The organism is Mesorhizobium wenxiniae, assembly GCF_002284535.1.
Taxonomy (GTDB): Bacteria; Pseudomonadota; Alphaproteobacteria; order Rhizobiales; family Rhizobiaceae; genus Mesorhizobium; species Mesorhizobium wenxiniae.
The window spans coordinates 267,330-278,588 of the sequence record NZ_NPKH01000001.1; the positions used below are offsets into that span (position 1 = coordinate 267,330).

The following is an 11,259-nucleotide window of genomic DNA, read 5'->3' on the forward strand; positions in this document are numbered from 1 at the left end:
CCTGGAACGTCTTGACGTCCTGAGCTGCCGTACCGCGCAGCCAGATGCAAAAGAGGTATCATCATGCCGCAGTCGGCTGAAAAAATTCTCGATCACGCTCCCCTGTTCCGCGAGCCGGAATACAGAAAGATGCTCGCTGAGAAGAAGCTAAACTTCGAATGTCCGCACCCCGATGAGATCGTTTCCGATCAGCGCGATTTCACCCAGACGTGGGAATACCGCGAAAAGAACCTCGCCCGCAAAGCGCTTGTCGTGAACCCGGCCAAGGCCTGCCAGCCGCTGGGTGCGGTATTCGCTGCCGCCGGCTTCGAACGAACCATGTCCTTCGTCCACGGCAGCCAAGGTTGCGTCGCCTATTACCGCTCGCACCTGTCGCGCCATTTCAAGGAGCCTGCCGCGGCGGTCTCCTCCTCAATGACCGAGGATGCGGCGGTGTTTGGCGGCCTGAAGAACATGGTCGACGGGCTCGCCAACACCTACCAGCTCTACGACCCGAAGATGATTGCCGTGTCGACGACCTGTATGGCAGAGGTCATTGGCGACGACCTGCACAGCTTCATCCAGAACGCCAAGGACGAAGATTCAGTCCCGCGCGACTTCGACGTGCCCTTTGCCCACACGCCGGCCTTCGTTGGCAGTCATGTCGACGGCTATGACAACATGGTCAAAGGCATTTTGGAGCACTTCTGGAAAGGCCAGGAGCGTACGCAAGTCGAAGGAGCCATCAACATCATTCCGGGCTTCGACGGCTTCTGCGTCGGCAACAACCGGGAGCTCAAGCGCCTGCTCGATGTAATGGGCGTGTCCTACACATTCATCCAGGATGCCTCTGACCAGTTCGATACGCCTTCGGACGGTGAATACCGCATGTATGACGGGGGCACGAAGATCAACGAGGTGAAGAAGGCCCTCAACGCCGAGGCAACGCTTTCGCTGCAGCATCACAACACCCGAAAGACGCTGGGCTATTGCGAGGAGGTCGGGCAGGCGACGGCCTCGTTCCACTATCCGCTCGGCGTTCAGGCGACCGACGAATTCCTGATGGAGGTCGCGGCGATTTCCGGCAAGGAGATCCCCGAGGCAATTCGCCTCGAGCGCGGCCGACTGGTAGACGCCATGGCGGACAGCCAATCCTGGTTGCATGGTAAGAAATACGCCATCTACGGCGATCCCGACTTCGTTCACGCGATGGCCCGCTTTGTCATGGAGACCGGCGGCGAGCCAACCCATTGCCTCGCCACCAATGGCACCTCGGCATGGGAAGCCGATTTGAAGAAGCTGCTAGCATCCTCGCCTTTCGGCAAGGCTGCCCAGGTTTGGGCGGGCAAGGACCTGTGGGCGCTGCGCTCACTGCTCTTTACCGAGCCGGTGGACCTTTTGATCGGCAATTCCTACGGCAAGTACCTGGAGCGCGACACCGGAACGCCGCTGATCCGGCTGATGTTTCCGATCTTCGATCGGCACCATCATCACCGCTTTGCGCTCTTTGGCTACCAGGGCGCGTTGCGCGTGCTTACGACGATCCTCGACAAGATCTTCGACAAACTCGATCGCGAGACGAGCGAGACGGGTGTGACGGATTATTCCTATGACCTCACGCGCTAAGAGCCGTGGCCGGCTTTTCGCCGAGGCCATTCCTTGCCCAATGGACTGGGGAGGCTGAGCAATGTCCTCCCTCAGCGCCAAAATCAAGGACGCCTTCGATGAGCCCGCCTGCGATAAGAACCGTGGCAAAGATGCCAAGCCGCGCAAGGAGGGCTGCTCGAAGTCGCTGACACCAGGGGCGGCAGCCGGCGGCTGCGCCTTTGACGGAGCCAAGATCGTCCTGCAGCCGATCACCGACGTTGCGCATCTGGTCCATGCGCCGCTTGCCTGCGAGGGCAATTCTTGGGACAACCGTGGTGCGGTTTCGTCAGGGCCGACCTTGTGGCGGACAAGCTTCACGACCGACCTCACCGAACTCGACCTGGTGATGGGGCAGGGCGAGCGGAAACTCTTCAAGGCGATCCGCGAGATCAAGCACACATACGCGCCGCCGGCGATCTTCGTCTACTCGACTTGCGTAACGGCGCTGATCGGTGACGACATCGAGGCCGTGTGCAAACGCGCCACGGAAAAGTTCGGTTTGGCCGTGGTGCCGATCAATGCGCCTGGCCTGGCAGGCTCCAAGAACCTCGGCAACAAGCTCGCCGCCGAGGCGTTGCTCGATCATGTCATCGGCACGGTCGAACCCGACGACCCCGGGCCCTACGACATCAACATCCTTGGCGAATTCAACCTCTCGGGCGAATTCTGGCTTGTAAAGCCGCTCCTCGATCGGCTCGGGATCCGGGTGCGCGCCTGCATTCCCGGCGATGCGCGTTACCGCGACATTGCTTCCGCGCACCGCGCCCGGGCGGCAATGATGGTGTGCTCGACCGCGCTGATCAGTCTTGCCCGCAAGATGGAGGAGCGCTGGGACATCCCGTTCTTCGAGGGCTCCTTCTATGGCATCTCCGACACATCGCAAGCTCTTCGCAACCTTGTCAGGCTGCTGGTGAGGAAGGGCGCCGATCCGGAGATCCTCGAGCGCACAGAGACGCTGATCGCGCAGCAGGAGGCGATCGCGTGGAAGAAACTCGAATCCTACCGGCAAAGGCTCCAAGGCAAGCGCGTGCTGCTCAACACAGGCGGTGTGAAGTCCTGGTCGGTTGTCCATGCGCTGATGGAGATCGGAATCGAGATCGTCGGCACCTCGGTCAAGAAATCTACGGTGCAGGACAAGGAGCGCATCAAACAAGTTCTCAAGCACGACAAGCACATGTTCGAATCCATGGCTGCGCGCGAGCTGTACGCCATGCTCTCTGAACACAGGGCCGATATCATGCTGTCGGGCGGTCGCACGCAATTCATTGCGCTCAAGGCCAAGACGCCCTGGCTCGATATCAACCAGGAGCGCCAGCATCCTTATGCCGGCTATGACGGCATGGTGGAACTCGTACGCCAGATCGACCTCGCCATTCACAATCCGATCTGGTCTCAGGTGCGCCAGCCGGCCCCGTGGGATTGCCAGCCTGATCTGATAGGCGAATTGCCGTGCACGAGGAACGAGACCGCGTACCTGTTTGATGAATTCGCCTGCGCGACGGCACACGAGTGTTGAGGCGACCGATGGCCCGCATCCTTCTCCAGAGCAAATCGGCTGCGGTCAACCCGCTGAAGTCGTCGCAGCCGCTGGGTGCCGCCTTTGCCTTTCTTGGCGTCGACGGTGCGATGCCGCTGTTCCACGGCAGCCAGGGATGCACAAGCTTTGCGCTCGTTCTCTTCGTGCGGCACTTCAAAGAAGCGATTCCCTTGCAGACTACGGCGATGGATGAGGTGGCGACCATCCTCGGCGCAGCCGACCATCTGGAAGAGGCGATCTTCAACCTCAAGAACCGCACGAAGCCAAAGCTGATCGGGGTGTGCACGACCGCGCTCGTGGAGACGCGTGGCGAAGATTGCGCGGGTGATATTGCCAACATCAAGCTGAAGCACACGCAAGAGCTTGCGGGTACGGAGGTCGTGCTGGCCAACACGCCGGATTTTGACGGCGCGATCGAAGAGGGCTGGGCCAGGGCAGTCACCGCAATGATCGAAGGGATTACACGCTCGGGCGAACGGGCGCGGCACCCGAAGAAGATCGCAATCCTGCCCGGATGCAACCTCACTGTCGCCGACGTCGAGCACATGCGGGACATGGTTGAAAGCTTTGGGCTCAAGCCGGTTATTCTGCCCGACATCTCAGGCTCACTCGACGGTACGGTTCCTGACCGCTGGGTAGCGACCACATACGGCGGCACCAGCGTCGAGGACATTCGCGAGTTGGGCACGGCCATGCAATGCATCGCCATCGGTGAGCACATGCGCCGCCCGGCGAAAGCGCTGCTCGGGTTGACCGGCGTGCCTTACGTGTTGTTCCAGTCACTGACTGGGCTGCAGGACACGGACCGCTTCGTGTCGCTGCTGTCTTCGATTTCGGGCGCGGCGGTACCGGCCCGCGTGCGCCGGCGCCGGGCGCAATTGCAGGACGCGATGCTCGACGGACATTTCCATTTCGGCGGCAAGAAAATTGCCATCGCTGCCGAACCAGACCAGCTGTTCCAACTTGCAACCTTCTTTGCTGGCCTCGGCTCCGAGATAGCCGCGGCCGTCACAACGACCGACAGGTCTAAAATTCTCGAGAAAGTCCCGGCGGTTTCGGTTCAGATCGGCGATCTCGGCGATCTGGAAAGTCTTGCCGTCGGTGCTGACCTGCTTGTCACGCATTCGCACGGGCGCCAAGCATCGGAGCGGCTCCGAATTCCGCTCATGCGCATCGGGTTCCCGGTCTTCGATCGACTAGGCAGCCAGCACAAGCTCGCAATTCTCTATCAGGGCACCCGCGACCTGATCTTCGAGGTCGCCAACATCTTCCAGGCCAACCAACACGCGCCCACTCCTGAGGCGCTTGATCCACTCCGTAATCGAGAAATATCACATGAACGCTGTTCGCCGCCTCTCGCTGGTCAGTAATGAGGTTTTCGCCCCGATGCCTGAACGACGTGCGGGCGCATTGCGCGTTGCGATCGCCACTCAGGACATGCAGAACCTCAATGCCCATTTCGGGTCGGCCAGGCGCTTTGCTGTCTACGACGTGACGCGCGAGGAATGGAATCTCGTCGAAGCCGTGGCCTTCGATGACGTTTCGGATGAAAGCGGGGAGCATCGGGCCGAGGGCGATGACCGCATCACGCCCAAGGTGGATGCGCTGAAAGGCTGTCATCTGCTGTTTTGTCTGGCGATTGGCGGACCTTCGGCAGCCAAGGTTGTCGCGGCAAAAATCCACCCGATCAAAGTGGCGGAGCCCCAATCCATCCGAGAGGTGCTGTTGCGCACGCAGATGATGCTCAGGACGTGTCCTCCGCCCTGGCTGCGCAAGGTGCTGGCGCAAGCGGGCGTTGCCGAAACGAAACCGTCCTTCGAGGACGAGGACTGATAGGAGGACGCCAAATGTCTGACCCCGCAATCCCCCCAGCTGTCACCGAAGACGAGGCGGCTCTTTGCACCCCGTTCGTCAAATGCCTCGTGCGGCTGATCCGTGCTCAGGATTCCTATGGCTCGTGGGAACGCAAAGCGGACGCCGAGCTGCTGGGCGACTTCATCATTACCAAGGAACAGCGCCGAGCGATCCCGATCATCGGAGATCCCGATCCGGACGTGCTGTGGAGGCTCGACAAGTACTACGCCGCCATCGGGCTTGCGATCGAGGAGCGCTGCGGCCTTATGGCATCGCCGATGATCCAGGTGAGCCATGAGGGTTTTGGTCGGGTGCTTTTCACGACCGGACGGTTGGTCGTTTTGTCCAAAACGCTGCGCGATGTCCACCGGTTTGGCTTCGAGACGCTCCTGAAGCTCGCCACGGCCGGTACGAAGCTGGTCGACGATGGGATTGCAGTCATCGAAGCCTTTCCCCACGTGGCGCTGGCATGATGGGCGCGATTTTCGAGAAAGGCCATCATGACGGAACCGAGAAACTTTGTTGGCCAGCCCCCTCGATCCAGGGGCTCGAGGCCGACCAGGTTGCTGGGGTATCGCTGATGAAGAAGCCGCTGGTCCTGATCTGCTCGCAAGATGCCGAGTTCTATCTGCTCTACAGTCACATACTGGAGGTGGACGGTTTCAGCAGTGAGACGGCAGACGGCGCGAAGGCTGCGCTGGCCTTGGCCGACCAACGGGAGCTTCAGGCCGTGGTGCTGGATTGCGACCCAGCCAGCATAAACGGGCCCGCAATTTGCGCCCACCTCAAGCGGGAACCGCGCACCACCGACCTGCCCATTATCGCCCTGATCGCGCCTGGCGCCGAGCACCAGCACCTCGATCTCTTGAAGGCAGGCGTTGAGAGCTTTGTGCGGCCAGTGGCTCCGGCCAAGCTGCTCGACTGCCTGCGGGCGAGGCTCGGGCTGACCAAGCGTGGTTCGAACGGGGTTGAAAACGGCAGTTGGATTTGTTGTGGAGGCCTGGAGATGAAGCTCGATGCCCGTCGGGTTCGCGGTAATGGCCACGACATCCATCTCGGACGGATCGAGTTCAACGTGCTGCGGCTTATGATTGAGGCCCCCGGCAAGGTCTTCAGCCGGGACGAGTTTATCGGGGCGGCCTGGCCGGCCAACATTCATGTCGGTGAACGCACCGTCGATGTCCATATCAGCCGGATCAGAAGGGCGCTGAAAACGGCCTTGCCCGGCAGCGTCATTCGCACCGTCAGGTCGGCCGGCTACTCGCTCGAGAAGCCGGACGACTGAAATCGGTGGTCGAATGTGGTGCCGCTCTCTCTTCCTCCGCTGAGAGCGGTGTTGCCGCTTTGAGACGCTCCTAACGAAGACCAGGAGAAGCAGGCAAATGGAATTTAAAAGCATATTCTGTGTGACGGGTGCTGATCATTCTGATGAGGACCTCACAACAGCTGCCGGACTGTGTGCCGAGGTCGGCGCGCACCTATCCGTACTGATTATACCGCCTCCATTGCTCTTGATGTCGTCTCCGCCCCTCGAGTGGGGTACGGGACGTGCACAGGCAATTGCAGTACCGAATTATCGATTTCAGCAAATCGAGAAATTTTCACAGGACGTGACCAGAATGGAAAGACGGTCCGCGGATATCCTCAAACGGCTGAAAGCTATGTCGCTTTCCTGTGACGTTGACACCGACTATTGCGATCCGGCTAGCCTCGGTGAAGTGGCGCGACAGCGGGCGCTCTGCGCTGACCTGACGATCGTTGGAGCGGACCTCCTCAACGATGAGACTCTCGGACCTCCTGTTGTCAACGGCTGCTTGTTCGATAGCGGAAGGCCGGTGCTCATCGTGCCGAAGGGCGCTAAGGCGACCCTGTCGCCTCGACGCGTGCTGGTCGGCTGGGATTCGCGCGTAGAGGCCTCGCGTGCGGTTCGGGAAGCTCTTAGTCTCCTATCCGCTGCTGAGGAAGTTTGTGTCGCTATGGTCGATCCGAAGGCGCAAAACAACGGGAAAGGTGCGCAGTCTGGAGCAGACATCGCTGCCTATCTTACTCGGCACGGTGCTCGGGTCTCGGTTGACCTGCTTAAGAGCGCCGGTAAATCGGCGGCCACAGTGCTGACGCAGCACGCGGCCGACACCTGCGCCGACATGATAGTCATGGGTGCTTATGGCAGCCGTGGGCTGCGTGAGCGGATTTTCGGCGGTCCGCCGAGCTGGAGCTTTGAGAAGACCACATTGCCGCTGTTTTTGGCTCGCTGATCAGTTCCGTAGCAACACCGATCAGGTCGTAGGACCGCCAACCAGTCCGAAGTCGTCGTCGGTTACCGGTCGGATTGCGGAGACATGGCTGGATCCGCGAACATCTTGCGACGCTTTTCAGAGCCAAACCGGACGCCTCGACTGCTTCAGGACGCTCTCGTGCATCCAACTCGTGCGAGATCGTCTGTAACGGGCAGTAAAGACGAACGGCTGCAGCAGACCGCAGCCAAGCCACAGGGCGGGTGTACCAGGGGACCCCCACCTCGGGGCGCGAACCCTGTTGGCCCCTGATCAGTACCCGGACGCGGGTCAAATCGGCGGCTGCCCCCTGTCAGGCCTGCGGTGTGCAAGGGCCGCTGCCGCGGAGCTTCCTCTGCCCGATCGTCGGGCGTGCGACAATGTCGGGTTCCAGACGAGCTGGAATTACGCGAACTCGTTGGTTTGACGTTTTCTTTATCCGGCACGCTGCATGCATGGGAGTCTACGAACGCATTACGAGCCGTTATCCATGGTTACGCCCCTCGAAGAAAGAGCCGCTTCCGTCGTAACCGGGAAACAGCCAATCCTGGGGTGGAGGCAGCCGCTAGGAGCCGCCGTAAAATCCGGAGAGCTGCGCGACAGCATCACACGCTTTCCTTCCGCTCTTGGGTTCGGATGATGCGGTGCCCGCTGTCGATGTCGCCCATTGAGCCCAAGATCTGGAAGGCCGCGCAGGCCTTTTGCCTTCCTCTCAGTCGGGACCGCGGCTCAAGGATGCCTGTGAGGTTCGCAATGCTCAATGCCTGGCGGTCGCCGCGCACATGCCGCTGAGTTGGAAAACACTCCTAGAGGAGCAAGGATAAGTGGACCTCTTTTGCATTGGTATCGGTGCTGGGCCGTCTAATTTGAGCCTTGCGTGTCAGATACAGGAAGAGATTGCGCAAGGGGCACTGTTCCTGGATCGGCAGGTTGATTTCCGCGGACATCCAGGCAGCGCTTTCGATTGCGCGGAGCTCCAGGTCGGCCACTTCCAGGATCTGGTTACTCTGGTCAATCCGCGATCAGCCTACACATTCGTAAACTACCTCCACGAGAACGGGCGTCTTTACCATTTCCTCAATGCGCAATTTCACGGGGTGCTCAGAGCCGAGTTCGCTCAATATCTCAACTGGGCGTTCCAGAAGAATCCGCTTGTCCGTGGCGGCGAGGCCGTTCGCGAAATCCGCTTTGACGGCGAGTTTCGCGTGCGGACGGACAACGCGGTCCTTGATGCGAGAAACCTCGTCATCGACATAGGCAAGCAGGCGCAAATTCCGCCTCAGTTTCATGGCTGGACTGGACCCAACCTGTTCCACTCATCTGAGTTGGCCCACATCAATCCTGAGGTGCAAAAAAAGCATGTCTGCGTTGTTGGCGGCGGACAGTCGGGAGCCGAGCTGCTGCTGCACCTTGTCGGCCGGCCGAAAGAACGGCGGCCCGCGGCGATCACTTGGGTCTTGACGCGCGAGATGCCTTTCGACGACCACCCGTTCACAAACGAGCTGTTCACGCCTTGCTTTTCGGATCGTTTTGCGGCCATGAGCGAGGTGCATCGCCAGCTGTTCCTGCGGCGTTTCGCGCTTGCCTCCGACGGGATTTCAGAAAGCACGTTGCGCGCGGTCTATCAGGCGCTCTACCACCACGCCTTTCTCGAGCCACACCAATGCGACATCACACTGCGGCCAAGTTGCAACGTGTCGCGCTGCATCAACGCAGGGGCGGGGCACAGGCTCACGCTGCAGCGCGGCATGGATAACATCGGAGAAGTAACCGCCGACATCGTCATCCTGGCCACGGGGTACGAGAACGCGCTGCCGGACTTCCTGGAACCGATCGCAGATCGCCTCGAGCAGATCGGCAATGAGCTCGCCACCGGCGAGGATTTTTCGGTGTGCTGGGACGGACCGCGAGACAGACGCCTTTTCGTTCAGAACGCCTGCCTTGGACAGCGCGGGCTGGCTGATCCGAACTTTGGCCTGCTGGCCTGGCGAGCGCGCCGCATCCTGGACAGCCTTCTGGGGCGCGCGCCATGCACCAATCCCGAGCATCTGGGCTTCATCAGCCGTACGTTGATCGAGCGCCGGCCCGACCTCGTAGCCGAAGAAATGGGCAGCGGGATATAACTGGTCTACTATTGTTCATTGGCGGTGGCATCCAGGGAATGATGTACGCCTTCGTTGCGGCGAAAGCGGGAGCCTTAGCCCAGATCATCTTGACCGAATAAGCACTCGGGCCCTGAGGCACATCGTTATTCCGCGGACGTTTCCCCTACGCTCGTTAAGTCCTTACGTTCACTCGAAAGAGTGCGGTAGCCTCAGCGGCCATGGCTGAGCCCGCGGTCAGCGGGGAGGGTCCTTGCTTTTGGCGATGCATGTCGTGGCTGGACCCGGTGAGTTAGGTGAGTCCGGCCCAGTCTACCCAGCCCCTGCGCCCGCCCCGAAGCCGCTCGCCCGCTCAGCGCTATCGAGGGGGCGCTCGCGAGCGGCTTCGCTGACCGCCGCGCTACAGCGTAAGGACGCGACCCCAGTGAAGGCATACTCCAGTGTCGCCAATTCCGTTTCGTTGGCCCGCCGCAAGCCGGTCTTCCAACCAAAGGCCGAACTCGCCAACCAACGATTGTCTAAATCCGCTACCCAGGGCGGTTCGCTCGGGCTCGCTTGCTTGAGCACGGCACAGACGGGATCGCGAGCATGATGCCGCGGAATGGGAACGCACCATGCTTGGGCACGAGGGCCCGTGCCAACGCGCATTGCGCCAATCGGCGTCGTCACGTCCGAGATTCAGCACCGGCTGCTCGGCGCTTTTACGCTCGCATCATGGGCCGGCATGCCGCTGGCGATCCATGACGCGATGCCGCCGAGGCTGCTCGTTCATGGAAAGCGATAAGCACTAGATTAATGGGCAGCCTCGTCGGGACCGAAAAGGGCGCTAAACCGGCTGGCTAGATCGATCCAGGGTGCCGCGTCTCCGCGCTCTGAAGCTATTCGAACGACCGTCGCCAGATAATCGGTAAAAGCCTTCAGGTCTGATGGCGCCTTGCTCAGAAAGGTGGTCAATGGCGTCAAGCCGCTGGTGAACGGCAGCCAGCATATGTTGCACCAAAAGCAGTGAGGATGGGCAAGGGCAGTCGCCCTTACTCGCGAGGCGCCTGCACTCGCTGCAAAGCGGCGGAATGTCCTCTAAGGCTAGGTCGCCGGAAAGCCGTTGTATGAGATTGTCAGTGGCGTTCCACAAATTCGCTCGCATGCAGAACGGAATGCAGCGTGACCCCATGTTGGGCTAGCAGCTCCGTAGCTCCCTCGTCACGGTCCACGAGGCAAGCTGCGTCACCTACAATGCCCCCGACGCGGCGAACCTCTTCAATCGCCTTCAATATCGACTTGCCGCTTGTGGCAACGTCGTCAACGATCAGGACGACTTTTCCCTCGAGATCTTCTTTGGGCCCAAGACCTTCAATCACGTCCCTTGTGCCATGAGGCTTTGGAGTCTTGCGAACGAAGATCGTGTTTATGGGTTTGTTCATCGCCGAGCTGACAGCTGCCATCGATCCGATTACGGGGACCGCTCCCATTTCAAGGCCGCCGACGTACTCTGCTTTCACTTGCTCAGCGATTTTTAGGAACTCAAGAGCGGCAAGTTGCGCGCCTCGCGCCATCATCATGGTAGGCTTCATATTGAAATAGATGTCGCTCTCTATGCCCGACGAGAGCGTGTAGCGTCCGGATCGAAAAGAGCGCTCACGGACGATTTCGCGGAGTTCGTCCTTATCGTGTTGGCTGGAATCAACTGGTCTGAATTTTGCCAGTGCCGCCATAGATCTGACCTCGCCCTAGGGAAAAAATTGGGTGCGGCATGCACCTAGTCACTACCGCTATGTGGCTTATGCAAGTGTTCGCGGGGTGTGTCAATTAATGTCAATACCGGTGCGACCGTTTCGCGCAGATTTTTCCATTATCGTTATTGGGTGCC

General features: G+C 60.2%; 10 protein-coding genes. 9 read left to right on the forward strand and 1 reads right to left on the reverse strand.

Annotated elements, in window-relative coordinates; all coding sequences use genetic code 11:
• The first annotated feature begins 63 nt into the window (after nucleotides 1-63).
• From nifK to CIT31_RS34045, 9 genes are all read left to right on the forward strand, one after another.
• Nucleotides 64-1,605 (forward strand): nitrogenase molybdenum-iron protein subunit beta, encoded by a 1,542-nt coding sequence (nifK, locus tag CIT31_RS01245; protein WP_029356526.1) that lies wholly within the window; start codon nucleotides 64-66, stop codon nucleotides 1,603-1,605.
• A 61-nt stretch (nucleotides 1,606-1,666) separates the two neighbouring features.
• Nucleotides 1,667-3,142: a nitrogenase iron-molybdenum cofactor biosynthesis protein NifE gene (gene nifE / locus CIT31_RS01250; RefSeq protein WP_095517134.1), complete on the forward strand. Its 1,476-nt coding sequence runs from the start codon at nucleotides 1,667-1,669 to the stop codon at nucleotides 3,140-3,142.
• 8 nt (nucleotides 3,143-3,150) lie between these two features.
• Nucleotides 3,151-4,533: a nitrogenase iron-molybdenum cofactor biosynthesis protein NifN gene (gene nifN / locus CIT31_RS01255; protein WP_095517135.1), complete on the forward strand. Its 1,383-nt coding sequence runs from the start codon at nucleotides 3,151-3,153 to the stop codon at nucleotides 4,531-4,533.
• A complete protein-coding gene (nifX, locus tag CIT31_RS01260; protein ID WP_095517136.1) occupies nucleotides 4,499-4,996 on the forward strand; it encodes a nitrogen fixation protein NifX in 498 nt (165 codons plus the stop codon). The genes nifN and nifX overlap by 35 nt, the downstream gene beginning before the upstream one ends.
• Nucleotides 4,997-5,010: 14 nt before the next feature.
• Nucleotides 5,011-5,490, forward strand: a complete 480-nt coding sequence (locus CIT31_RS01265) for a NifX-associated nitrogen fixation protein (RefSeq protein WP_095517137.1) — start codon at nucleotides 5,011-5,013, stop codon at nucleotides 5,488-5,490.
• Nucleotides 5,487-6,302: a response regulator transcription factor gene (locus CIT31_RS01270; protein WP_165778316.1), complete on the forward strand. Its 816-nt coding sequence runs from the start codon at nucleotides 5,487-5,489 to the stop codon at nucleotides 6,300-6,302. Before CIT31_RS01265 ends, CIT31_RS01270 begins: the two co-directional genes overlap by 4 nt.
• A 97-nt stretch (nucleotides 6,303-6,399) precedes the next feature.
• Nucleotides 6,400-7,272 (forward strand): universal stress protein, encoded by an 873-nt coding sequence (locus CIT31_RS01275; protein WP_095517138.1) that lies wholly within the window; start codon nucleotides 6,400-6,402, stop codon nucleotides 7,270-7,272.
• 842 nt (nucleotides 7,273-8,114) lie between these two features.
• Complete coding sequence (locus CIT31_RS01280; RefSeq protein WP_095517139.1) at nucleotides 8,115-9,413, forward strand: lysine N(6)-hydroxylase/L-ornithine N(5)-oxygenase family protein; 1,299 nt, start codon at nucleotides 8,115-8,117, stop codon at nucleotides 9,411-9,413.
• A 613-nt stretch (nucleotides 9,414-10,026) separates the two neighbouring features.
• Nucleotides 10,027-10,176, forward strand: a complete 150-nt coding sequence (locus tag CIT31_RS34045) for a hypothetical protein (protein WP_165778317.1) — start codon at nucleotides 10,027-10,029, stop codon at nucleotides 10,174-10,176.
• A 331-nt stretch (nucleotides 10,177-10,507) separates the two neighbouring features.
• Here the strand turns inward: CIT31_RS34045 and pyrE are convergent, their stop codons facing one another.
• Nucleotides 10,508-11,104 (reverse strand): orotate phosphoribosyltransferase, encoded by a 597-nt coding sequence (pyrE, locus tag CIT31_RS01295; RefSeq protein ID WP_095517141.1) that lies wholly within the window; start codon nucleotides 11,102-11,104, stop codon nucleotides 10,508-10,510.
• Nucleotides 11,105-11,259: the final 155 nt, after the last annotated feature.

Coding starts and splice junctions, on each gene's coding strand:
- CIT31_RS01270 (WP_165778316.1), top strand. CDS start 5,487: ATGATGGGCGCGATTTTCGAGAAAGGCCATCATGACGGAACCGAGAAA.
- nifX (WP_095517136.1), top strand. CDS start 4,499: ATGAACGCTGTTCGCCGCCTCTCGCTGGTCAGTAATGAGGTTTTCGCC.
- CIT31_RS01265 (WP_095517137.1), top strand. CDS start 5,011: ATGTCTGACCCCGCAATCCCCCCAGCTGTCACCGAAGACGAGGCGGCT.
- nifN (WP_095517135.1), top strand. CDS start 3,151: ATGGCCCGCATCCTTCTCCAGAGCAAATCGGCTGCGGTCAACCCGCTG.
- pyrE (WP_095517141.1), bottom strand. CDS start 11,104: ATGGCGGCACTGGCAAAATTCAGACCAGTTGATTCCAGCCAACACGAT.
- CIT31_RS01275 (WP_095517138.1), top strand. CDS start 6,400: ATGGAATTTAAAAGCATATTCTGTGTGACGGGTGCTGATCATTCTGAT.
- nifE (WP_095517134.1), top strand. CDS start 1,667: ATGTCCTCCCTCAGCGCCAAAATCAAGGACGCCTTCGATGAGCCCGCC.
- nifK (WP_029356526.1), top strand. CDS start 64: ATGCCGCAGTCGGCTGAAAAAATTCTCGATCACGCTCCCCTGTTCCGC.